The 22,012-nt window shown below is 67.1% G+C and carries 21 protein-coding genes and 2 pseudogenes; 16 read left to right on the top strand and 7 right to left on the bottom strand.

Annotation, left to right across the window (positions count from 1 at the left end; all coding sequences use genetic code 11):
- Positions 1-44: 44 nt before the first annotated feature.
- Positions 45-227, top strand: a pseudogene (locus tag CA983_RS47800) (hypothetical protein); the annotation flags it as partial.
- A 649-nt stretch (positions 228-876) separates the two neighbouring features.
- On the opposite strand, the gene CA983_RS12290 reads toward CA983_RS47800, so the two are convergent.
- The 3 genes from CA983_RS12290 to CA983_RS12280 form a co-directional block, all read right to left on the bottom strand.
- Complete coding sequence (locus CA983_RS12290; RefSeq protein WP_086600932.1) at positions 877-1,170, bottom strand: putative quinol monooxygenase; 294 nt, start codon at positions 1,168-1,170, stop codon at positions 877-879.
- Between the two features lie 36 nt (positions 1,171-1,206).
- Positions 1,207-3,777: a glycoside hydrolase family 32 protein gene (locus CA983_RS12285; protein WP_086600931.1), complete on the bottom strand. Its 2,571-nt coding sequence runs from the start codon at positions 3,775-3,777 to the stop codon at positions 1,207-1,209.
- 225 nt (positions 3,778-4,002) lie between these two features.
- A complete protein-coding gene (locus CA983_RS12280) occupies positions 4,003-4,968 on the bottom strand; it encodes a carbohydrate kinase family protein (protein WP_086600930.1) in 966 nt (321 codons plus the stop codon).
- Between the two features lie 222 nt (positions 4,969-5,190).
- Between CA983_RS12280 and CA983_RS12275 the strand changes: the two genes are divergently transcribed.
- From CA983_RS12275 to CA983_RS12260, 4 genes are all read left to right on the top strand, one after another.
- Positions 5,191-6,213: a sugar ABC transporter substrate-binding protein gene (locus tag CA983_RS12275; protein ID WP_086600929.1), complete on the top strand. Its 1,023-nt coding sequence runs from the start codon at positions 5,191-5,193 to the stop codon at positions 6,211-6,213.
- Positions 6,214-6,362: 149 nt separating this feature from the next.
- Complete coding sequence (locus tag CA983_RS12270; RefSeq protein WP_086600928.1) at positions 6,363-7,376, top strand: ABC transporter permease; 1,014 nt, start codon at positions 6,363-6,365, stop codon at positions 7,374-7,376.
- Entirely contained in the window at positions 7,373-8,206 is an 834-nt protein-coding gene (locus CA983_RS12265) for an ATP-binding cassette domain-containing protein (RefSeq protein WP_086600927.1), read from the top strand. The genes CA983_RS12270 and CA983_RS12265 overlap by 4 nt, the downstream gene beginning before the upstream one ends.
- A gap of 88 nt (positions 8,207-8,294) precedes the next feature.
- Positions 8,295-9,326 (top strand): LacI family DNA-binding transcriptional regulator, encoded by a 1,032-nt coding sequence (locus tag CA983_RS12260; RefSeq protein ID WP_086600926.1) that lies wholly within the window; start codon positions 8,295-8,297, stop codon positions 9,324-9,326.
- 483 nt (positions 9,327-9,809) lie between these two features.
- On the opposite strand, the gene CA983_RS12255 is transcribed toward CA983_RS12260, so the two are convergent.
- The 4 genes from CA983_RS12255 to CA983_RS12240 form a co-directional block, all read right to left on the bottom strand.
- Positions 9,810-11,177, bottom strand: a complete 1,368-nt coding sequence (locus CA983_RS12255) for a cytochrome P450 (protein ID WP_086600925.1) — start codon at positions 11,175-11,177, stop codon at positions 9,810-9,812.
- Positions 11,178-11,707: 530 nt separating this feature from the next.
- Positions 11,708-12,064, bottom strand: a complete 357-nt coding sequence (locus CA983_RS12250; RefSeq protein ID WP_086600924.1) for a hypothetical protein — start codon at positions 12,062-12,064, stop codon at positions 11,708-11,710.
- A gap of 174 nt (positions 12,065-12,238) precedes the next feature.
- A complete protein-coding gene (locus CA983_RS12245; RefSeq protein WP_086600923.1) occupies positions 12,239-14,290 on the bottom strand; it encodes an AIPR family protein in 2,052 nt (683 codons plus the stop codon).
- 443 nt (positions 14,291-14,733) lie between these two features.
- Positions 14,734-15,831: a DUF1152 domain-containing protein gene (locus CA983_RS12240; RefSeq protein ID WP_086600922.1), complete on the bottom strand. Its 1,098-nt coding sequence runs from the start codon at positions 15,829-15,831 to the stop codon at positions 14,734-14,736.
- A gap of 144 nt (positions 15,832-15,975) precedes the next feature.
- Here CA983_RS12240 and CA983_RS12235 point away from each other — a divergent pair, with 144 nt between their 5' ends.
- The 11 genes and pseudogenes from CA983_RS12235 to CA983_RS47795 all read left to right on the top strand — a co-directional run.
- On the top strand, positions 15,976-16,716 hold the full coding sequence (locus CA983_RS12235) for a GntR family transcriptional regulator (RefSeq protein ID WP_086600921.1): 741 nt from the start codon (positions 15,976-15,978) through the stop codon (positions 16,714-16,716).
- A gap of 275 nt (positions 16,717-16,991) precedes the next feature.
- A complete protein-coding gene (locus CA983_RS12230) occupies positions 16,992-17,432 on the top strand; it encodes an ATP-binding protein (RefSeq protein ID WP_086600920.1) in 441 nt (146 codons plus the stop codon).
- Between the two features lie 86 nt (positions 17,433-17,518).
- Entirely contained in the window at positions 17,519-18,247 is a 729-nt protein-coding gene (locus tag CA983_RS12225) for a GntR family transcriptional regulator (RefSeq protein ID WP_086600919.1), read from the top strand.
- A 134-nt stretch (positions 18,248-18,381) separates the two neighbouring features.
- Positions 18,382-18,732, top strand: coding sequence for an SCO3933 family regulatory protein (locus tag CA983_RS12220; RefSeq protein WP_030901881.1), 351 nt, complete (start codon positions 18,382-18,384; stop codon positions 18,730-18,732).
- Positions 18,733-18,737: 5 nt separating this feature from the next.
- On the top strand, positions 18,738-20,111 hold the full coding sequence (locus tag CA983_RS12215; RefSeq protein ID WP_086600918.1) for an FtsK/SpoIIIE domain-containing protein: 1,374 nt from the start codon (positions 18,738-18,740) through the stop codon (positions 20,109-20,111).
- Between the two features lie 80 nt (positions 20,112-20,191).
- Positions 20,192-20,848 (top strand): DUF2637 domain-containing protein, encoded by a 657-nt coding sequence (locus CA983_RS12210; protein WP_086600917.1) that lies wholly within the window; start codon positions 20,192-20,194, stop codon positions 20,846-20,848.
- Between the two features lie 18 nt (positions 20,849-20,866).
- Entirely contained in the window at positions 20,867-21,058 is a 192-nt protein-coding gene (locus tag CA983_RS12205; RefSeq protein WP_086600916.1) for a hypothetical protein, read from the top strand.
- Entirely contained in the window at positions 21,058-21,249 is a 192-nt protein-coding gene (locus CA983_RS12200; protein WP_086600915.1) for a mobile element transfer protein, read from the top strand. Before CA983_RS12205 ends, CA983_RS12200 begins: the two co-directional genes overlap by 1 nt.
- 9 nt (positions 21,250-21,258) lie before the next feature.
- Positions 21,259-21,453 (top strand): hypothetical protein, encoded by a 195-nt coding sequence (locus CA983_RS12195; protein ID WP_030246370.1) that lies wholly within the window; start codon positions 21,259-21,261, stop codon positions 21,451-21,453.
- Positions 21,454-21,479: 26 nt separating this feature from the next.
- On the top strand, positions 21,480-21,737 hold the full coding sequence (locus CA983_RS12190; RefSeq protein WP_086600914.1) for a DUF6251 family protein: 258 nt from the start codon (positions 21,480-21,482) through the stop codon (positions 21,735-21,737).
- Between the two features lie 88 nt (positions 21,738-21,825).
- A pseudogene (locus CA983_RS47795) lies at positions 21,826-22,012 on the top strand (replication initiation protein); the annotation flags it as partial.

The following is a 22,012-nucleotide window of genomic DNA, read 5'->3' as shown; positions in this document are numbered from 1 at the left end:
GGCTCGGGTCCTTTTCCGTCGGCCTTCTCCCGAACCGTGCGGGCGCCCCTAACCTGGGCGACGAGCAGTGGAGCCAGCTGCTCACCTACTCCGTCGGTGGGCGGCGCAGCGTCGTCAAGCAGACGGCGATCCGCACCGGCGACGTCCTGGTGATCGTCTCGGGCTCGCCGGGGCTCGTGGACGCCAACCTGGCCAAGGCGCTCGACAAGACCCAGGCCGGCTTCTGACCACCCAGTCAGTCTCGCTCGGCGCCAGCGTGCCGCATGACCGCGTCGCCGCGTTCGCCGACTCCCTCAGTGGCAGCGCACCGGGGCTGCACCGGGTGCTGCCGGAGAGCACACGGGACCGACTCCTGCCCGCTCCAGCCGACTGAGGGCCTCCCACGCTGCGAAGCCGGGCCTCCCGTTGGGAAGGCCCGGCTTCGTGTTAAGGCCTTCTTCTGGCGTCCCCCTGCGCGTCACCGCCCGCAGCTGGGCGTCCGTCCTGGTGGCTGGCTGGTAGAGCGCCGTGCCGTCCCCGTAGCAGGCCAGCCGGATGGGGTCATTGCAGGCGCACATGAAGCACCCTTGGGTACGACGACGCTGATGCGCGACCTGGGCAGGTCACTTGCCTGGCACCAGCTCCAGGAGTCGGCCTACGCGATGCCATCCGCCGACCAGGATCGCGGCCAACACGGAACAACCGACAATGAGCCATGGGCGAACACCGTGACGCAGCCCCAGTGACTACGGCCACGTGGACGGACTCCCTGATCGAAGCGTGCCGGGGGCAACAGGCCCGGACCAGGCAGGTTCTTCCGTATCACTCGGCCACGGCACGCATCTGCCCGTACGGCTCAACGTGTGATGGCCGGCCCGCGAGGCGGGCCGGCCGCGCTCAGGCCACCGGATCGAGGAAGGTCAGCACCGAGGCGTCCTCCTCGATCAGCGGGACGAGGGCGGCGTTGAACGGGCCGCCGTACGGGGCCTTCAGGTGGGCCTGGAAGGCGTCCTCGTCCCGGTACACCTCGAAGATCCAGTAGGCGCGCGGGTTCGACGCCTTGGTGTAGACGTCGAAGGCGAGGTTGCCGTCTTCCTCGCGCACCTTCTTGGCGTAGTCCCGGATCAGGCGGGCGACCTCGTCCTCCGCTCCCTTGCGGGCGGTGAACTCGGCGAGCAGGGTCTTGTTCACGGTGTGGTGTCCTCGTGGTCGGGCGTGATGTGAGGGTCAGTCGCGGTAGGAGTCGAGGTGCCAGACGCGGGCATGGTCCAGCCTCACCGAGCCGTTCTCGGCGAATACCTGCACTCCCTGGCTGTCGGGGTCGGGGAAGATCTGGTCGGTGATCACCGCTTCGCCGCTGCCGCCGAAGACCTCGACGGACGACCAGTCGACGAGGATCCGCAGCCTCACCTTGCCGTCCTTCGACTGCAGTGGTGCTCGCTGGACGCCAGGGAAGGAGCTGTTGAAGTCCACGGCGCCGGAGCGGGTGCGGTCGACGTACAGCTCCTGTGTCGTGGTGTCGTAGCCGATGACTGTCTCCTCGCCTCCGGCGCCGGTACGCACCTTCAGGCCGAAGCGTTCGGCGTCCTTGAGGGAGAAGGTGGCCTCGATGTCGAGTGCCTTGCCCCTGGCCGCCGGGCCGATCAGGGGCTTTGTGGTGCTCTTGACGGTCACGCCGTCCGCCGTCGCCGGGCGCCTCTGCCGGAGGGACTCCAGGCTGCTCACCGGCTTGCTGGTCAGTCGGATTCGGCCGTTGATGGTGCGCAGGGCCATCTCCCGGGGGGCGCTCTGCGCGCCGCGCCAGGGGGAGGTGGGGATGGCACCGCTGTAGTCCCAGTTGTTCATCCAGCCGATCATGTACCGCTTGCCGCCCGGCGCGTTTTCCCAGGACACCGCCGCGTAGTAGTCCTTGCCGTAGTCGGCCCAGTCGGCTCGCTGCACGACGGACTTGGCGGGCTTCTCGGCTTCGGTGAACTGGTCGGCCAGGATGTGGCCCCAGCCGGCGGTGTTCATGTCGACGACCTGGATCCGCGCCTTCTTGCCGGCGTAGGGGCGCAGGTCGAAGGAGGCCCAGTCGAGGGTCTCGCTGTTGGAGCCGGTGGCGCTGCGGACGACCTGACCGTCGACGATCAGATTGACGGACGTCTCCTGGGAGACGGGCTGGGCCTTGGTGTCGGACAGCATGATGTGGTCGACGTTGATGTGGCCCCAGCCGCCGGTGTTGTCGTCGACGATCCTGATCTGTGCCTTCTTGCCGGTGAGGTCGCTGACGTCCCAGGAAGCCCAGTTGAGTGCCTCGGCGTCCTTTCCGGTGGCGCTGCGCACGACCTGGCCGTCGACGAGGAGTTCGAGGGCGGTGGGGTTGGCGGCACTGGTCGGGTGATGGCCGCCGCCTATGAGGAAGTTGATGTGGTTCCTGTCGATGGTGAATTCGGGTGAGGTGAGGGTGCCGGTGGTGGAGTCGCCGTTCAGGTAGGTGTTGACCAGGCCGTCACCCAGCCAGCCGGAGACCTCCTGCTGGTTGGGGAGGGTGCCGGTGGCCGGTGCCGAGCCGAAGGCGTCTCCGGTCTTCGTCCAGTCGCCGTAGCTGCCGCCTTCGAAGTCGGCGAGGACCGTGCCTGCGGGCGGCGGTCCCTGCTCCATGACGGTTCCGGCCTCGTGCGGGTGCCGTCCGCCGCCAACCTTGAAGTTCAAGTAGGGGCTGTCGACGGTGAATTCGGGTGAGGTGAGGATGCCCGTGGTGCCGTCACCGCTGTGGAAGCTGTTGGCGAGGCCCTTGCCGTCGAAGCCCTCGACGGTCCCCTGCCCGGCCAGTGCCCCGGCCGCCGGTCCGTCGCCGAACGCGGTGCCGGTGGTCGTCCACGTACCGAAGTCGGTGCCCTCGAAGTCCTGCACCACCGTGCCGGTGGGCGGGGTGTAGGTGCCCTTGTCGTCGGCGGCGAACTTCTTGCCGTCGAAGTCGCCGATGAAGTACTGGGCAGCCGAACCGCCCGCGATTCCACCGGGGTTGATGTTGACGACCAAGACCCACTTGATGTTGTTCTCGTCCCCGTCCACCGCGAGGGGGAACAGGTCGGGGCACTCCCACACGCCGCCCGTCGCACCGGCCGGGCCGAACTCGCTGAGCAGGTCCCAGTCCTTGAGATTCTTGGACGAGTAGAACTGCACCTTGTGCTCGGTGGACAGCGACACCGTCATCAGCCAGCTCTTGGTCGGCGCGTACCACTGGACCTTGGGGTCGCGGAACTCTCGGGAACCGATATCGAGGACGGGATTGCCCTGGTACTTGGTCCACGTGCGGCCGCGGTCGGTGCTGTAGGCGAGCGACTGGGCCTGCTTGCCGCCGTTCTTGTAGGCGCTGGTGTAGATCGCCACCATGGGCGGGTTCTTCTTCGTACCGAACCCGGTTGTGTTGTTCCAGTCGACGACCGCACTGCCGGAGAACACCATCTCCTCGTCGTCGTGCGAGAGGGCGAGCGGCAACTCCTTCCAGTGCACGAGGTCCTTGCTCACCGCGTGCCCCCAGGACATGTCACCCCAGGAGTTGCCGTTGGGGTTGTACTGGTAGAAGAGGTGGTACTCGCCCTTGTAGTACACGAGGCCGTTCGGGTCGTTCATCCAGTTCTTCTGCGGGGTGAAGTGGAACTGGGGCCGGTAGGTCTCGGAGTACGGTGGGTACGGCGGGGTGTCGGCAGCGACGGCCTGAGGAGCCAGCGGGGCTGCGGACAGGGCGCAGACGGTCGCCACCGCCGCGATCATCCGTGTGCGGGCATGCCGGGATACACGTCCAGAGCTCATGGTGTCTCCTGTGCTGCGGCTGTTCGCGCAGCGGAGCTCGCGGCCCGGCGCGGAACCAACCGAAAGTTGACGCCTTGCCGGGCGCCGACGTCCACCGCGCCCGACAAGGAGTGTCATCGTTGACTTGTGTCAGCGATGACACCGAGTGGCCCGATGATGGGGTCAATCCGGCCCATGCGTCAACAGTCCTGACGCCAGGTCACCTCTGGGCGGCTCGCCCGATCGTCATACGCGGCCGACGGCGGCGAGTTGCTCCAACTGGCTCTGCCACGGCGGGTTCGGGCCGGCCACCGAGCAGGTCAGGGCCGCAACCTGGGCAGCGAACCGGCAGGCGTCCGCGACGTTGTCGAGACGGAGTTCCGTCAGCCTGCCACCGAGGAGTCGGCGGGTGCCGAGGTGGTGCAGCAGCCCGGCGGTGAAGGAGTCTCCCGCCCCGACTGTGTCGACGACGGTCGTCGGCACGGCGGGCATCTCGATCCGTTCGCCGTCGAGGGAGGCCAGTACGCCGTCGGCACCGCGCGTGATCACGACGAGCCGCGCTCCGGCCGCGTGCCAGATGTCGCACGCCTGCTCGGGCGGCGTGCCCGGCAGCAGGAGTTCCAGGTCGTCCTCGCTCAGCCGCAGCACATCGGCCAGATCGCACCAGTGCGCCAGCCGGACGCGGTAGACCTCGGGATCCACCAGCAGCGGCCGGACATTGGGGTCGATGCTGATGGTCGCCCGAGGGGCCGACGCGGCCAGGAAGTCCTCCACCACCGCCGCGCCGGGTTCCCGGACCAGGGCCAGGGAACCGGTGTGCACGCAGGCGGTCTCGGACAGGTCCACCCCCGCCAGCTCCCTGGCTGTCCACTGCCAGTCGGCCGTGTTCTGCGCATGGAAGGAGAACGCGGCCTGCCCCCGCTCGTCCAACTCCGCCACAGCCAGCGTGCTGGCCTCCACGGCCGCGACGGCGCTCGACAGGTCCACCCCGGACGACTCCAGGTGGGCCCGGAACAGGCGGCCGAACACGTCGCCGGACAGCCGTGCGAGGAAGCGCGCCGGGGTGCCGAGACGGGCCAGGGCCACGACCGTGTTCGCAGGTCCTCCGCCGGGCAGCACCCGCAGCGCGAGTTCGTTCGGGATGCTCGCCGGTTCGGTGAACGCGTCCGCGACGCACTCTCCCAGGACGGTGATCTGACGCGGGCTGCTCATGGGCGGCTCTTCTCTGCGAACGCTCGGGCGGAAGCGGGCACGGATCGGGCATCCGCCGCGGCCGTTACGGACTTGTGTCTCGTGCAAGGCATTGACGTTGCCGGAGCCGGAGTCCATCATCCTCGGCAAGCAGTGTCAACGATGACATAAGTCAACGCTGACACCTCGGGCGGCATGTTCTGAACCCGCCCCGTGCCGCTCGCTATCCCTCAGGAGTCGAACATGTCTCGCACCACTCGCCTGTCCTCCTCCCACCTCAGAGCCGCCGCTGTCGCGGGCGTCGCGGCCCTCACCCTGACTGCCTGCGGTTCTGGCTCCGGATCGGGTTCGTCCAGCGCCGGTTCGGGCGACGTCAAGGTCGGTCTGATCACCAAGACGGACACCAACCCGTTCTTCGTGAAGATGAAGGAGGGCGCGGAGAAGGCGGCAAAGGCCGAGGGCGTCAAGCTCATGACCGCGGCCGGCAAGTTCGACGGGGACAACGCGGGTCAGGTCACCGCCATCGAGAACATGGTCGCCTCCGGTGTGAAGGGCATCCTGATCACCCCGAGCGACTCCAAGGCCATCGTGCCCGCGATCGAGAAAGCCAAGGCCAAGGGCGTCCTGGTCATCGCCCTGGACACCCCCACCGAGCCGCAGAGCGCGGTCGATGCCCTCTTCGCCACCGACAACGTCAAGGCCGGCGAGCTGATCGGCGAGTACGCCAAGGCCGCCATGAAGGGCAAGGCCGCGAAGATAGCCACCCTCGACCTCGCGCCGGGCGTGTCCGTCGGCGTCCAGCGGCACAACGGCTTCCTGAAGGGCTTCGGCGTCAAGGAGGGCGACCCCTCCGTCGTCTGCTCCCAGGACACCGGAGGCGACCAGGCCAAGGGCCAGACGGCGATGGAGAACTGCCTCCAGAAGGAGCCGGACATCAACGTCGTCTACACCATCAACGAGCCGGCCGCCCTGGGCGCGTACACCGCGCTGAAGGCGAAGGGCCGGGAGAAGGACGTCCTGATCGTCTCCGTCGACGGCGGCTGCACCGGGACCCAGGCGGTCAAGGACGGCAAGATCGCCGCGACCTCGCAGCAGTACCCGCTGAAGATGGCCGCCGAGGGTGTCAAGGCCGTTGTGACGTACGCCAAGGACGGCAAGAAGGCGTCCGGTTACACCGACACCGGCGTCACGCTGATCACCGACAAGGCGCAGGACGGGGTCACGTCCAAGGACACCGCCTACGGCCTGGAGAACTGCTGGGGCTGAGCCGCCCCCCGAGGACCGGTCGACACCGCATCAGCCCCTCAGCGGGGCGGCCGTCCCGCCTCCCCGACCGGGAACGGCCGCCCCCTCCTCGTTCCCTTGTCCTCCGACGGGGACGGACAAGGACATCTGTCTTCCGACAAGGACTTCGCATGACAGCCACGACCACGCCCCCGGACACGTCCAAGCCGTACGCCGGGCTCACCGCACCGAGCACGGCCCGCAGACTGCTCACGCAGCCGACCACCGGCCCGCTGGTCGCCCTTCTCCTGGCCTGCGTCTTCTTCTCGCTCTCGACCGACCAGTTCCTCACCGGCGGGAACTTCTCGCTGATCGTGCAGCAGGTCATGGTCGTCGGCACGCTGGCCATCGGCCAGACGCTGATCATCCTCACCGCGGGCATCGACCTGTCCTGCGGTGCCGTGATGGCGTTCGGCAGCATCGTGATCGCCAAGATGGCGGCCGAAGGCTCCCTGCCCCCGCTCGCCGCCATCGCTCTGGGCCTGGTCGTCTGCGGCGGCTTCGGCCTGCTCAACGGGGCGCTGGTGCAGAAGATCCCGCTGCCGCCGTTCATCGTCACCCTCGGCATGCTCAACGTGGCGTTCGCGCTGACCCACATCTACTCCGAGGAGCAGACGGTCACCAACCTGCCCGGCCCGCTGACCGCCCTCGGCCAGACCTTCCCGCTCGGCAAGACCGACATCACCTACGGCTCGCTGGTCACGATCGCCCTGTTCCTCCTCCTCGCCTACGCCCTGAGCAGCACCAGCTGGGGCCGCCACGTCTACGCCCTGGGCAACAGCCCGGAGGCGGCGCGGCTGAACGGCATCCGCACCTCCCGCCTGACCATCGGCGTCTACACCGTGGCCGGCGTGCTGTACGGCATCGCCGCCCTCCTTCTCATCTCCCGCACCGGAGTCGGCGACCCCCAGGCCGGTCAGACAGACAACCTCGACAGCATCACCGCCGTGGTCCTCGGCGGCACCAGCCTCTTCGGCGGACGCGGCTCGGTCCTGGGCACGTTCATCGGCGTCCTCATCGTCGGCGTCTTCCGCAACGGGCTTCAGCTGATGGGTGTCGCCTCGATCTACCAGACCCTGATCACCGGTGTCCTGGTGATCCTCGCGGTGACTGTCGACCAGATCTCCCGGAGGAAGGCCCGATGACCACCACCACCGAGACCCCCGTCCTGCAGGCTCGCGGTCTGGTCAAGCGCTACGGCCACGTCACCGCCATCGACGGCGCCGACTTCGACCTGCTGCCCGGCGAGGTGCTCGCCGTCATCGGCGACAACGGAGCCGGAAAGACCAGCCTCATCAAGGCCCTCACCGGCGCGGTGGTGCCGGACGAGGGCGAGATACGCCTGAACGGCAAGCCGATCCAGTTCTCCGGCCCGCAGAGCGCGCGCGCCCACGGCATCGAGACGGTCTATCAGGACCTCGCCGTGGCAGCCTCCATGGACATCGCCTCGAACATGTTCCTGGGACGCGAACTGCGCCGTCCCGGCGTCCTGGGCAGCGCCTTCCGCATGCTGGACAAGAAGCGCATGCGCCAAGAGGCCGCCGAGCACATGGCCGACCTGAAGATCGGCCTGCGCTCGCTGACCCAGTCGGTCGAGACCCTCTCCGGCGGACAGCGCCAGGCCGTCGCGGTCGCCCGGGCCGTCGCCTGGGCCCGCAGCGTCGTCGTCATGGACGAACCCACCGCCGCCCTCGGCGTCAAGGAGTCCGGACAGGTCCTCGACCTCATCCGCCGTGTCCGCGACAAGGGCATGCCGGTCGTCCTGATCAGCCACAACATGCCGCACGTCTTCGAGATCGCCGACCGCATCCACGTCCACCGCCTCGGCAGGCGCGCGGCCGTGATCAAGCCCTCGGACTACTCCATGGCGGAGGTCGTCGCCATCATGACCGGCGCGCTCACAGTCGACGAGGCCGGAGGTACGGTCGTAGCGGATTCCGAGGCGGCGAAGGCCGCGGGAGTCCAGGCCAACTGACGTACGACGAAACACTCACGGGTTCCGGCCGGGTCCACGGACCGCGCCACCGCGGCCGGAACCGACGAGCAGGGAGACTGTTTACTCCATGGCAGCGAACCGCCGCCCCACTCTCGCAGACGTGGCCCGGGAAGTGGGCGTCAGCGCGAAGACGGTCTCCCGCGTCCTCAACGAGGACGGCCCCGCCTCGGCCAAGACCAGGGAGCAGGTGCTCGCCGCCGTGGCCAGGCTCGGCTTCCAGCCGAACCTCATGGCCCGCAACATCCGCGTCGGCGGACCCGACACCACCATAGGTCTGGTCATCCCCGACCTCGGCAACCCCTTCTTCGGAGCCGTGGCCAGGAGCATCGAGGACACCGTCCGCGACCGCGGCCTGACCCTGCTCATGGGCTCCTCCGCGGACGACCCCGACCGCGAACGCGCGTTGACGGACACGTTCCTCGCCCGCCGCATCAGCATTTTGATGGTGGCGCCGGCCGTCGGCGCCACCCACTCCCACCTCAAGACCCACCGCGCCGCGGGCCTGCCCGTCGTCTTCCTCGACCGCCCCGGAAACGGCCTGGCCACGGACAGCGTCGTCAGCTCCAACCGCGCGGGCGCCCACGAAGGCGTCGCCCACCTGATCGCCCACGGCCACCGGCGCATCGGCTTCATCGGCGACGTTCCCACCAGGCTCTACACACGCCGCGAACGCCTGGCCGGATACCGTACGGCCCTGGAGGAAGCCGGTCTCCCCTACGACCGCTCCCTCGTCACCAATGCTCACGACCAGCAAGGGGCCTCCACCGCCACCGCCCAGTTGCTGAGCCTGGCCGATCCCCCCACCGCCCTGTTCGCCGGCAACAACATCGTCGCACTGGGAATCGTCACCGAACTCGCCCGCGCCAAACGGAAGGACGTCGCCGTCGTCGCCTTCGACGACGTCGCGCTCGCCGAGGCACTCGAACCGGCCCTGACCGTCGTCGCCCAGGACCCCGAGGAAATCGGCAGGGCAGCCGCGGCCACCGCTCTGGCCCGGCTCGACGGCGACCGCTCCCGCGTCCGCACCATCACCGTCCCCACCCGACTGATCGTGCGCGGGTCGGGGGAACAGCCCGCTCCGGGGCTGCAGGAGGCGTGACAGGGGAGGCGGTCGCGTAGCCTCAGAACGAGATCACCGCGTACGCGAGGCACGCCAGGAAGCTGCGGGCGTGCCAGAAGCGGAGACAGCCGACCCCGACGATCAGCGTTCTGGCATGAATCCGGCACGCGGCAACTGATCATCACGGACAGCAAAAGGACCCGGTCGTTGACCTGGGCCTTCTTCATGGAGCGGGTGACGAGAATCGAACTCGCGCTCTCCGCTTGGGAAGCGACGGCGCTTGGGCGGGCGCGATAACCCTGACCTGCGCAGATGTTGTCACTTCGGATGGCTGTGCCGGTCGGATCGCACCGCTGTCGACCGTGATTGTCCGCCCGTACGGGCACGCTGTGGGCACGACGTCGGAGTAAGGGGTCTGGGAGTAACCGACGGACCTTCGGAGGTGTCCGCATCCAGGTGTCAGCTGAGTGTGCTCAGAAACCAGCCTCTGACCAGCGGCAACAGCGAACTGCAACTGGAGTGCTAAAGGCCGACCCCGGCTCGGGGACGGTTCCGGGGGCGGACGGTCATCCGCAGCGCGCGCGGCCGCACGGTGAGCCGGGCGACCTGGCGGATGACCTGGCCCTCGGCGAGTTCCAGCCGTACCGAACGCAGCATCGTCGCGAGCGCCGTGACCATCTCGGTGCGGGCGAAACGGTCCCCCATGCACTTGTGCTTGCCCTCCCCGAAGGGCAGGAACGCGCCCGGCGGAGGCTCCTGCGCGGCGTCGTTCCACCGGTCCGGGTCGAAGGTGAGCGGGTCGGGGAAGCGCTCGGGGTCGCGGTGCAGGGCGTGCTGGCAGTAGGCCAGTTCGGTGCCGGCGGGCAGCGTCCACTCGCCGAGCCGGATCTCCTCGGTGGTACGGCGGGTGACCAGCCAGCCGGGGTGGTGCAGCCGCAGGGTCTCGGTGATCACCCGGTTCAGGTACGGCAGCCGGGTCACGTCGTCGAAGGCGACCGGCCGTTCGCCGAGGACCTCGTCCAGCTCGGCCAGGAGCCGGGCCTCGATGCCGGGGTGGCGGGCGAGTTCGTACAGGGTCCAGGACAGCACCGACGCGGTGGTCTCGGTGCCCGCCACGGCCAGGGTGAGGATCTCGGAGCAGACCTGATCCCCGGTCAGCGGTTCGCCGGTCTCCTCGTCGATGGCGCGCAGCAGCATGGAGAGCATGTCCCCGGTGTCGTGCCCGGAGGCCTGCAGTTCGTCGACGGCGGTGTTGATGGTGGCGCGTACGCCGGCCCGGGCCCGGTCGAAGCGGCGGTTGAAGGGCAGCGGCAGGCGCTCGGCCCAGTCTGGCAGCATCATGCGCACACCGACGTCGTTCATCACCACCGACAGGTCGCTGCGCAGCCGGCGGAAGACGGCGTCGTCGAGGCTGCCGGAGAACACCGTCTTGGCCAGCATGTCGAGGCTCAGCCCGACCATCGCCTCGCGTACGTCGAGGGTCCGCCCGGGCTCCCAGCCGGCGACCGTGGCCGTCACCTCGGCGCGCATGATGTCGACGTACCGGCTGATCTCGTAGTGGGCGAACGCCGGTTGCACCTGGCGGCGTTTGCGTACGTGAGTCCGGCCGGTGGCGGTGACGACACTGTCGCCCAGCAGTTGGCCCAGCTTGTCGTAGAGCCGGCCTTTGTCGAGAGTGGGCGCCAGGGCCTTGAGCATCTGGTGGATCAGGGCCGGGTCCTGGACCACGACGGTGCGCGTCCCGGGTTGCAGGACGATCTCGACGAGTGGTTCCCGTGTCTCGCGCAGCGAGTCGATGAAGCCGAGGTTGTCGCGCATTTTCAGAGCGTGGCCGATGAGCGGAAACGATCCTGCGGCCCGGGGTATGGGGGGAGGCGCAGTGGACGTCACGGGTCATCCCTTCACGTCAATCATGGGGCGCTCCTATGACTTCCCTGAACTTTCCCCAGCGCAATCCTGTCATGAACGTGTCCTGCGCCACCTGGGACGAGCTGGTTGGGGGAGAGGGAGCCCGTCCCCTCCCCCTTCCGGTCAGCCGAGCTTGGTCGCCTGGGCTTGAGACGGCGTCCTACGTGGTGAGGCGGACGAGGCGTTTGTAGCGGCAGAGTGCTGCGGCGAGGCCGAGAGAGGCGAGGTAGTTGCGGGGAAGTCACCGCGGACAGCAAAAAGGCCCGGGTCTCTGACCTGGGCCTTAGTCGTGGAGCGGGTGACGAGAATCGAACTCGCGCTCTCAGCTTGGGAAGCTTGGGTTCTCTGGGGGCGACTACCGCACTGACCTGTGGTGGAGCGCGGTTGGCACCTGGTGGGCGGTCGACTGGTTGCCCGGTGTTCCCCGTGGTTCCCTGCACGATCTGGCACGGGTCTGGCACGGACTTCTTCGCTCCGTCCGAAGCCTCGGCTGAAGGGGCGCCGTTCGAGGGTTACTCCTCGTGAGGATTCATGTGGATCCAGCGTCCGCCACCTTCGTGTCGCATCTCCATGCCCGCATAGGGCTGCCCGGGTCTGGCTGGGGCGGCGGGGGCCGTGCTGATCTCTCTCACCACGATTGCGCCGCTCGGGTGCACGGAATAAGTGACTGTCAGACGCCGATCATCTGCGTGCCGCCACACCCCGCTGCGGTGCTCCTCCTGAATGATCCTCAGCAACGCCTCGCTGACATCGGCCTGGTGTCGCTTGGCCAACGCATCAAACTGCACACGCGCCGTCTCGACAAAGATCAGATCTCTAATCACGCACTCTCCCCCATACGTGAAGTGCTCGCTTTGGCTCGCGAGCATGAATGAACGTTAGGGGACGAAGCCGTGGAGCACCACGGCCTATGGAAGTTGACGGTCGTGCCATCAAGGCGCCTCGACGGTGCGCTGACTCCGGAACCTCTGCGTCCCGAAGCAACTGGGTGTGAGCGCTGCCATGGCACATCATGCAGCGCTCAGACGGCACGCGTGCGATCCCTACTCTGACTCGCTGCGAATCCTGTTGGCGATATCGACTAGCGAACCTTGCCCGGGGACAAACCAACGGCGCGTTCCCTGTACTGCTTTAGGGCCTGATTTGTTGGCTTGTTTGAACATCTCCATAACCAACGCGCTGGGAGAATAGCGCTCTCCATCCCATTCCCATAGGAGTACCTTACTCCTGCTCCTACTCACCACCCAGGTTGCCGATCCGCGACGCGGGTCCTCCGAAAGCCACTCAGTCAACGCGCGTCGTTCCGGTTCCACAATCGGCCGGAACTCAAGTCGGGTACCCTCATCAATGGCCCCCGCATCCACGATTACGGTAACGGCATTTGCTTGACGTGCTCGCTTCTCCCCTTCCGTTGCTTCATATTCCGAAGAGAGCTCGGGGATCGAAGTCCCTGAAAGGATTCCGGAAGCGGCACTTTGTACCACTAGCCCGTAACGTTGAGCTGTGCGGAATGCTGCGCCGATCTGGCTTCCGGACTCATCCAAGGCGTGCATCGCCCATCGCAGAGCGGCATCCACAGAGGCAGGAATCTGCTTCGCGATCTTCTCCCATTCACTGTCCGAGCAAGACGACCAGTTCTTATTGCTTTGGAATACAAGATGGGCGATCAGGTGCTGGCCCTGCTCGGCGAAGATGCTAGCGCGCCCTTCCAGGCGTTGCTGCTGACGTTCTACTTCTTGCTTCACCTCCCTGAATAGGGCAACTGCACGCCAAACCTGGCGAGCATCCTTACTGCGGAAGATTTTTGGATAGGTTTCATCTTTCCATAGAAGGGCTGTCTCGGATTTCGCCTGGAAAGAGAACTTGGCTTCCTGGTGTGCACATGCGAGAGCAATCGCCGCCTCCAGCATGTCGCAGCCGTCGGAAGGTGCTGGAGGGACTTCGCCGCGTTTAATAACGTACTTCTTGTTCAGAGAGACATCGAAGTCGTATCGAAGGCGTGTTTGAATCTGATCAAGCGCCCTGAAGTCCTGCTCAGCTACGCCGTTCTGCGTGTTGGTCGCGATGGTGACGCGACGGTCAAAGCTATTAGGGGTCCCCTTAAGTGGGATGATTCGCACGCTGAGGCGTGCTCGCGCTACCGATTCTCTGGAGCGTTCAGCTGCCTCGTGCAGGGACGCAACTGTTTGTGCACCATTCACCACGCTGGCACCTGAGAGCTCTAGATCGCCACGCGGACTCACGTTCAATTGGTCACACAATACGGTAATTCCATTGTGAAAATACCAGAAGTGTTCCGGTTCGCGCAGTACGGTTTCCACCAGTCCTGCATTGATCTTGGTTAGGCCGAGAGGGAAGCGAATGTTGCGCTGAAAAAGTCGATGGCGGTGTTCGCTGTACCAGCGGGCCACTTGATCGGCTGTCAAAGTTCCGTAGTATGCCAAGTATGGCTCATCGTGGTATCGGAAATCTGGCATCCTGGCTGCGAGATCCACCTTCGGGTCATCGAGTCCTGATCTCAAGGCGCTGATGAAGTGGGGGAGCAAAAGTGGCTCGACTCGGAGAATCTCCTGCGGGTCGTTGTATTCGCGGAGCAGATCCTCAAAATCGCGTTGAATTCCGGTAGACAGTTCCCGATCTCCGGCCAATGCAGGCACGATGGTAATTTGAACGCGAGGGTTACTCAGGGCTGAATTTAGATCCGGCACTATGGGTTGGAGTTTTTTATTGAATCGATCATATTGGCTGTTGACTAGCTTTTTCAGTCCTTCCTTGGCGGCGAAAAGTGCTTTCTGGTCAAATGTTGCATTACCTTCCTTGCTCCATTTTGCCTGGATGATCCAGATATGGGGTGCATCGTTGTCGACCGCTACAGCGTCAATTCCTTGGTCGTCGAATCCGTCAATGATGCAGGCTGCGGCTTGTTTCCGGTCAAGACCAGTTACTTCGAGCACGGCCAGTGCGGCTAGCGCGCGGCTCAAGAAGGCTGTCCGTACGGAATTACCGTCCCGGCCCTCCAAGTCAGTCATGTCGATCAGTCCGTCAAACTGTTCGACCAGTGCATTCTCCAGTTGCCTGACTTGCAGGTCCTTCACGCTTGCCTCCCCATGACCTGATGAGCTCTCAGCTTAGAGCGCTGGCGAGCGCTGGGCCACCTATTCGGTGTCGCCGAAGCTGCGGAGGGGAGGGGCAAAACGTAGGTCGGTGGAGCGGCTTTGGGGTGGCGCTGCTTTGGTGCGAGTGATCATGGCCCCGTAAGCTTCCGGCGCGTCGGGCAGTCTGTGGACCTGCCCGGTAAAGCACGACGTTGGGGCCATGATCTTCGAGGCTCGCGCCAAAGTGGCTCCGTAAAGCCGTGGAGCCGACCGTCCCCAGCCACGACGTACCCCTTCTCTGGCATCGGGCGGCTGATTGCTGTGCGCGCGGCACGGGCGCCGGCCGGGCTGGAGCGGGGCGGAGACAGGAGCGCAGGCCCGGCCGGGGGCCGGGCCGCGCGCGGGGAGCGTAGCGAGCCGCCTTGAACCCGTGAAGAAGGTTGTTACTCAGTAGCGGCTGTGATGCGCCACAAGGGCGCGTCGTACTGCTTCGGACGGCTGTTGATGAGCAGTTGGCGTAGGTCCTCGCGCAAGGAGCCGTTGAGGTTCAGAGCCTCGGTGATGCGGCGGAACGTCGTGTGGGTGACTCCGCGGCTGCGGGCTTCGGCTTCGAACTGGTCGAGCTGGGAGAGTACGGCGTCTGGGTCGAGTTGCGCCGGTGGCTGGTCCTTGAGCCACGTGGCCTTGTTGCGCTCGTAGTCGATCTCCGAGTAGCCGCAGATATCGCGACTGTGCGCCTCGATCTCGTCCAGGGTGGCTGTCGTCAGGATGGCGCGGGCCAACTGGTTGCGGGTCAACGCCTCGTCCAGGTCCACCTCATGCACCGTCGGTCCCTCATCAGTGAGGGGAACCGGAAGTCCGGCGTCTCGCATCTCGCAGGTGCCCCGTACGCCCCGGGCAGTCGCCGCGAGCATCCCGGTTGCCTCGGAGGGGTGCCACTCCAGGACCGAGCTGATCGGCTCGACATCCTTTGCGGTGAAGGTGTGGATGAGCTGGCCCAGCATGCTGCGCAGATCGTCGAGAGGGAGTTCGCCGTCGAGACCGGGGCCCGTCACCAGGAGGCGGATGGGCGCGTTCACCTGGCAGCACGCGGCGAGCGTGACGGCATCGGCAAGCGGGCTCTTCAGCGTCGGCTCATCGCCTCGGGCGAGGATGTCGCCGCCTACGTCCAGGAGATCGATCGACTCTGGCGACAAGTGGTCGACCAGCTCTTCGAGTTGGCGGGTAACGCCCTCAACTCCGTGGCGCGGATCGATCAGCGCGAACGTGTGCCGGAGCTCTGCCGCGAGTCGAGGAAGAGTCGAGCCTGCCGGAGCGATTGGGCGGGTCTCGGCCGGCACCGCCCAGACTGCTGGGGTGAGGGGTTGGAGACCGGTGAAGTTATCTGGCCCCCGGGGGCCGGGGACTGGGTCGATCAGGAGGCGGTCCCACGCATACGTGAGGATCACCGCCTGGTCCTCGTCGCCGTAGAGGGCGGAGTGAATCATTGCGGCGGCGACTGCGTCGCCCCCTCCTCCTGCTGCGACGATCAACCGCGTCATGCAGTTCAGCCTACGGGGTGGGGGGTTGACCACTCACCCTATAGTGGCTAGAGGCCATAGCCACTTTGTATCGAGAAGCAAGCCTCAGCTCGGTAGCGGGGTTCCCGACTACTCGCCTGGGGCCACCTTGGGTGAGGAGGACTGATGCCGCAGATCGAGGAGGCTCAGCCGAAGTATCTCCAGATCGCGCACTACATCCGTGATCAGATTCTTCGGGGTGACCTGCGACCGGGGGACGAGGTGCCGTCCGAGCGGCAGTTGGCGGCGGACTGGAAGGTGTCCCGGCCTACGGCTGCGCGGTCGTTGGAGGCGCTGAGTCATCAAGGGCTCGTCGAGAAGCGCCAGGGATCGGGCACGTACGTGCGGAGCCTGGAGGTCAATCGGCGGGCGCGTGAGTTGTACGGGCGTGCTCGGCAGACCGGGAAGATCTACACGCCTAGTGAATACGCCGTGATCACTTCTGCTGGTTGGCTGGAGGCGCCGGATCATGTGGCTGAGGCGCTGGGTCTGGTCAAGGACCGTCGGGCGGTGCACCGGCGGCGGGTGACCAACAACCAGGACGGGCCGATCACGCTGTCTACCTCGTGGTTCGCTCCGGATGTCGGTCAGCGTGCGCCGAAGCTTCTGGAGCCGGGGCGGATTCAAGAGGGGACGCTCTTGTACGTCGAGAACATGACGGGACGCCAAGGCAGTTACGCGGAAGATCGCATGTGCGCGCGTGAGGCCACGAAGGAAGAGGCCGAGGACCTCCAACTTGCCGCGGACTCCGCCGTCCTGATCGTCCACCACGTCGTCTTCGACCTCCAGGACCGACCGTTGGAGTTCGCTGAAGCCACCTACCCGCCGCATCGCTGGGCGTTCGAGCAGGGCTACCCCCTCACCTGAGGGGACCAGTTGCGGCGAACCGCTTGCATCGACGAAGTGGCTAATGCCACTATCCAGAAAGTGGCTAAGGCCACTTCACTGGAAGGAGGCACGGTGTGACGAGTCAGCGGCCGGATCAGGGCACGCAATTACCTTGCCGGGGTTGCCGGGGGCGCGGCTGGAAGCGTGTCGGCTCACGAACGACCCTGGCGCTTGCCACCGCCGCCGACCGCACCCGCGCCACATCAAAGCGGCGCTGCCTCGACTGCGACGGCAGCGGCAGGAAGTGAGCACCCATGGCCTACATGATCGACCGCTACCCGTCTGAGGAGTCACCGCGCCTCGGTGCGATGACCTTGCACCCTGTCGCTGAGTCCGTACCGCGGGCTCGGCGCTGGTTCCGCAAGTTCATCGCCCCGTACAACCCGGCATGCTCGGTCGACGACTGTGCGCTCATGATCTCGGAACTGGTGACCAACGCCATCGCTTACGGCCGGTCGGACGACCCCTGGCTTGTCCAGGTCGAGTGGTTCCGTGAGGGGACCTCGCTTCGGGTCGACGTGCACAACTCGGGCTTTCCGGCGAACGTGCGGCTGAGGCACCCGGACGCCAACGACGCCCATGGGCGTGGGCTGCTCCTGGTCGATTTGCTGGCCGAGTCGTGGCATGCCGCACCGAGCCGCTTCGGCGGAACCGTCGTCTCCTTCGTGGTTGCCGATGCCTGGCCGGGAAGGTAAAGGTTCGGTCCGCTGCTACTTCGACAATCGAAGCTTCGCTAGTCTGGTTGACCAGTTGACTTGGCCAATTCCGACAGGCGGCGCTCATGGCGTATGAAGTGGAGCCACCGAAGTACGTGCGCCTCGCGCAGACGATCCAGCGCCGCATCGAGGATGGCACCTACCCGCCCGGCACGCGGGTGCCCAGTGAGAACCAACTGGTGCAGGCCTTCGGGATGTCCCGGCCGACTGTCGTCCGGGCGCTGGAGCTGCTGAAGCGTGACGGCTGGGTGGAGTCCCGGCAGGGTTACGGCACGATCGTGCGGGGGCGCCCGGCTGTCGTCGAGCAGAAGGACCGCCGGGGGAGTGAAGTGCTCGCGCGCGACGAGTCGCAGTCGGCAGGGCGGTTGGTCGAAGTCGGCTACGTCCCTGTTCCGGCGCGGGTCGCCTCCGTGCTCGGGTTGCCCAAGCGGGCCAAGATCCTCATGCGCCGATTCCTGGCCGAGGACGACGGCGAACCGGTCGAGCTGGTCTCGTCCTACTTCCCCGCCGGCCTGGTCGAGGGCACTGAGCTGGAGAGTGCGGAAGCGCTGACGGGCGGCACTCGCGCACACCTGGAGGCGCGCAAGAAGGTCCGCTTCGACCACGTGACGGAACGAGTCTCGGCCCGTCTGCCCGAGCGTGCCGAAGCGGAGCTTCTGGATCTTCCAGACGGGGTTCCGGTCCTCAGTGTCCTGGTCGTCGCGTGCGACGCCTCCGGGCAAGCGTTGCAAGTCTCCGACGTGCTGCTTCCTGCCGACCGGCTGGAGTTGGAAGACACCTACCGTCTGAACTGAACCCGCATCGCGGTCGGTTCGCCGTTGCCTTCGACTCCGATTCACACTTGACAAGTCAACTTGGCATCCCTAGCTTCGAACTTGCTAAGTCAACTTGTCAGGTGGTAGGTTGATCGACTCAAGAGGAGAAATCTGTGCGTGTGATCCGTATTGACGCCTCGACCGCCACGATCCTGCTCACCGAAGCGCCGGCACCCAAGGTGCGCGACCGGCAGACAGGTGAGATCGCCAAGGACGCCGTGAGCGGTGAGGCGCTGATGACCGTCGGCGTCGTCTACATCGACGAGGGCGAGTCGTCGCTGCTCCAGGTCACCGTCCCCGAGAGCGGTGTGACGGACGGACTGACCGTCGGGGCCCCGGTCTCGCTGCCGGGGCTCATCGCCCGGCCGTGGGAGAGCGTCTTCAACGGGCAGCAGCGGCACGGCATCGCCTACCGGGCGACCGCCGTTGCTCCCGGCGCCTTCCCGATGGAGCAGGCGGGCTGATCGTCGTGACCGACCTGGTGACGTGGGCCGAGCTGGGCGGGTCGCTCGCTGCGATAGGCGGCGCGGCTTACGCCCGGCACGCTCATCCGGCGGTGTACTGGTCCACAGTTGGGCTGCCCGTCTCGGTGGCCCGGCTGCTGGCCTCGTACACCTCCACCATGGACGCGTGCGGCCTGACGGTCGAGCCGCCCCGGTGGCGGGCCCTGGCCGTCAAGGCCACGACTCGCCGTGAGGTTCGGCCTGTGCCTCCTCGCCGGGGCATGATCCGGCCCACCTCGACCGGTCTGCGGATCCGCCTGCGGTTGGCTCCGGGCCAGGAACCGGCGGACGTGGCGGCCTCGGCCGAACGGCTTCGGCACGCCTGGGGCGTCCATGCCGTGTACGTGCGGGACGTCAAGCCCGGTGTCGTGGAACTGCGGCTCGTCGGCTTCGACGTCCTGCGCAAGGTACGGATGCCTCGCCGGACCGAAGTTGGTCCGCTTCGCGTGCCGGTGGCTCTGCGGGAGGACGCGACCGCCTTCGTGCGGGACTACCGGGCCGTACCTCACGAACTCGTGCTCGGCGCCACACTGTCCGGCAAGTCCATGTTCCTGCGGAACCTGCTTGCCGGGCTGGCCGCTCAGCCGGTGGTCCTGGTCGGGATCGACTGCAAGCGCGGGGTGGAGCTGGCGCCGTTCGCTCCTCGGCTCTCCGCGCTGGCGACCGACCCCGAGCAGGCGGCCAAGCTGCTGCCAGCCCTCGTCAAGGAAATGGAGGACCGATACGACCTGATCAAAGCGCGACAGGGCATCGCACCTGGCACCCCGGATGAGCTGATCACCTCGGACGTCTGGGGCCTGCCGGAGGACGAACGCCCAGCTCCCATCGTGCTGTTCGTCGACGAAGTGGCGGAACTGTTCCTCGTCGCCACGAGGAAGGAGGAGGAGCGGCGGGACGAGATGGTCACCCAGCTCATCCGGCTCGCCCAGCTTGGCCGTGCGGCCGGCATCTATCTGGAGGTGTGTGGGCAGCGCTTCGGGGCCGAGCTGGGCAAGGGAGCGACCATGCTCCGGGCTCAGCTCACCGGGCGGGTCTGTCATCGGGTGAACGACGAAGCTTCCGCGAAGATGGCGCTCGGGGACATCGCTCCTGAGGCTGTCCTGGCCTCCTGCGCCATCGCGGCCGAGCTGCCCGGCCTCGCCGTCGTTGGCGACACGTCCGGCGGCTGGTCCCGCATCCGCACCCCTCACCTGTCCCTCTCCGACGCTGCGGCCACCTGCCGCGAGACGGCACACCTCGCCCCGGACGTTCCGGCGCTCGCGCCGTTCCGGCCCCACGTCCCGCCCGTGCCGGTGAAGGAGTCCGGCCCCCTGGCCACTCCTCAGCCGATCACCGAGTAACCAACCCGCTCCCACGGTCGGCGCGGCCGTCCCGCGCCAAGTCCCTACCCCACCCATGCCCGGAACTGGAAGGAGTGGCCGTGCGTGCCCTGCCCGTCCGTGTGGACGCCGTGCTCGTTCAAGCGGTGATCGCCGCCGCGCTGTCCTTCGCTCACCTGCATGACCTTGCGCTCGCTGCCGGACAGGACGGCTGGAAGGCTTGGGCTTACCCGGTCTCCGTCGACCTGCTGTTGGTGGCGGCCTGGAGGCGCCTGCGCTCCGGTGAGGCGAAGACGGCCGGGTGGTGCTGGTTCCTCGTCGCGCTGACGGCGTCCCTCGGCGCCAACGTCGCCACCGCCGGTCTGCTCGACCTGGAGAACGTGCCGGCCTGGCTCCGCATCCTCGTCGCCGGTTGGCCCGCGGTCGCCTTCCTGGGCGGCACGCTGCTCGCTCACGGGGCAACGAATCCCAGCGCGGACCCTGCGACGGCACCGGAACCGCCTTCGACGGCACAGGCGCCGGACCTGACCGCCACAGACGTCGAGCCGCCCACGGCTGCGCCCGAACTGCCTGCCACTGCACCGGAGTCAGCTCCGCCGCCTGCATCCCCGGTACCGCCCGCGCTCGTCACTCTCGCCCGCAAGGTCGCCGACGAACACCGCGCCCGGACCGGGACCGACATCGACACTTCGACCCTTCGCGCCCGGCTCGGTGTGCCCATGCCGCTCGCCGAAGCCATCACCGCCCAACTCACCTGACCCGGAGGACTTTCYCCCTTGCGCCCGTCCACGCTCCGCGCGCTGAAGCGCGCCGCCGAGCTGACCCGACAGAACCGYCTGACCGAAGCCGTGCTGATCGCCGAAMCGGTGATCCTCGCCGCCGACAGYTACGAGGGCGACGAGATCTTGCGCTGGCTGGCCGACCACGTCACCGACTTCACCGGCGAGACCGACAAGGAGATGCCCTGATGTCCGCCAACCGCCGTTTCCGCCGCGTCGTCCGCATCGGCCCCGTCCAGGTCGGCACCTACTACGACGGCCGGGGCCGCGAGAAGCACACCGCCGCCTGCACGGCTCCGCGCTGCGGCTTYGCCACCGACTWCGACAGCCGCGCCGCCGCCGAGCTGGCCGCGCGCACCCACCGCTGCCGCGTCCGCTGAGGAGCTCCCGTGACCGTCTCGCTGCCGCTCGTTTTCGTCCTGGGCGTCATCGCCTGGGCCGCGATCAAGTTCCTCGGCATCCGTCTCTGGGTCGCGGTCGTGATCGCGCTGTTCGGCTTCTGGCTCTCGCACACCATCCTCGCCCCGGCCATCGAGTCCGGCACCCGCTCCGGGGTCGACGTCGTCAACGGCACCCACGAATGACACCCCGACCGACAAGGAGTCCCGCGATGTTTCGCCCCAAGCTGCCCGACACCCCGCACGTCCCGAGCATCACCACTCACATCCCGCAGGACCACGCCCCGGCTCGCGCCGCCGGCCGCTCGGTCGCCCCGTTCGTGGGGGTCGGCGCCGGTGCGGTGGCCGCCGTGGTCGTGGTCGGCGTCGTCCTCACCGCGCTCCTGGCGGCGGTCGCCGTCTCGGCCGTGTCCGTGGCCATCGCCGCCGTGGTCCTGCGCTCCCTCGTCACTGGCGCCAACAGGCGCTGACCGGCCGCCGGGGCGGCAAACGCCGCCAAGCATCCCGCCGCCCCGGGGCCGCTCCTCCCAACCGCCGAAACAGCCGAAAGGAAGACCCATCATCACCCGGCAGACTCCGCCCCCGCTGGCGGAACTCTCCATGCTGGCCTCCCTCGGCACCATGCCCGAGCTGGCCCGCCAACTCTCCGGCCTGGGCGGCTGCACCAACCCCGTGCGCCTCGACGGCCACCGCACCGAGTACGCGGTCGACCGGACGACCGGAGAGATCGGGCGCGTCCTCCACC

Origin of the sequence: Streptomyces swartbergensis (assembly GCF_002148965.1) — a bacterium.
GTDB lineage: Bacteria > Actinomycetota > Actinomycetes > Streptomycetales > Streptomycetaceae > Streptomyces > Streptomyces swartbergensis.
This window is presented reverse-complemented; position numbering and strand designations above follow the sequence as displayed.

What these genes read in the sequence shown, in the direction of transcription:
- CA983_RS12285 (WP_086600931.1), bottom strand. Translation starts at nt 3,777, where the DNA reads ATGAGCTCTGGACGTGTATCCCGGCATGCCCGCACACGGATGATCGCG.
- CA983_RS12280 (WP_086600930.1), bottom strand. Translation starts at nt 4,968, where the DNA reads ATGAGCAGCCCGCGTCAGATCACCGTCCTGGGAGAGTGCGTCGCGGAC.
- CA983_RS12275 (WP_086600929.1), top strand. Translation starts at nt 5,191, where the DNA reads ATGTCTCGCACCACTCGCCTGTCCTCCTCCCACCTCAGAGCCGCCGCT.
- CA983_RS12270 (WP_086600928.1), top strand. Translation starts at nt 6,363, where the DNA reads ATGACAGCCACGACCACGCCCCCGGACACGTCCAAGCCGTACGCCGGG.
- CA983_RS12265 (WP_086600927.1), top strand. Translation starts at nt 7,373, where the DNA reads ATGACCACCACCACCGAGACCCCCGTCCTGCAGGCTCGCGGTCTGGTC.
- CA983_RS12260 (WP_086600926.1), top strand. Translation starts at nt 8,295, where the DNA reads ATGGCAGCGAACCGCCGCCCCACTCTCGCAGACGTGGCCCGGGAAGTG.
- CA983_RS12250 (WP_086600924.1), bottom strand. Translation starts at nt 12,064, where the DNA reads ATGCTCGCGAGCCAAAGCGAGCACTTCACGTATGGGGGAGAGTGCGTG.
- CA983_RS12240 (WP_086600922.1), bottom strand. Translation starts at nt 15,831, where the DNA reads ATGACGCGGTTGATCGTCGCAGCAGGAGGAGGGGGCGACGCAGTCGCC.
- CA983_RS12235 (WP_086600921.1), top strand. Translation starts at nt 15,976, where the DNA reads ATGCCGCAGATCGAGGAGGCTCAGCCGAAGTATCTCCAGATCGCGCAC.
- CA983_RS12230 (WP_086600920.1), top strand. Translation starts at nt 16,992, where the DNA reads ATGGCCTACATGATCGACCGCTACCCGTCTGAGGAGTCACCGCGCCTC.
- CA983_RS12225 (WP_086600919.1), top strand. Translation starts at nt 17,519, where the DNA reads ATGGCGTATGAAGTGGAGCCACCGAAGTACGTGCGCCTCGCGCAGACG.
- CA983_RS12190 (WP_086600914.1), top strand. Translation starts at nt 21,480, where the DNA reads ATGTTTCGCCCCAAGCTGCCCGACACCCCGCACGTCCCGAGCATCACC.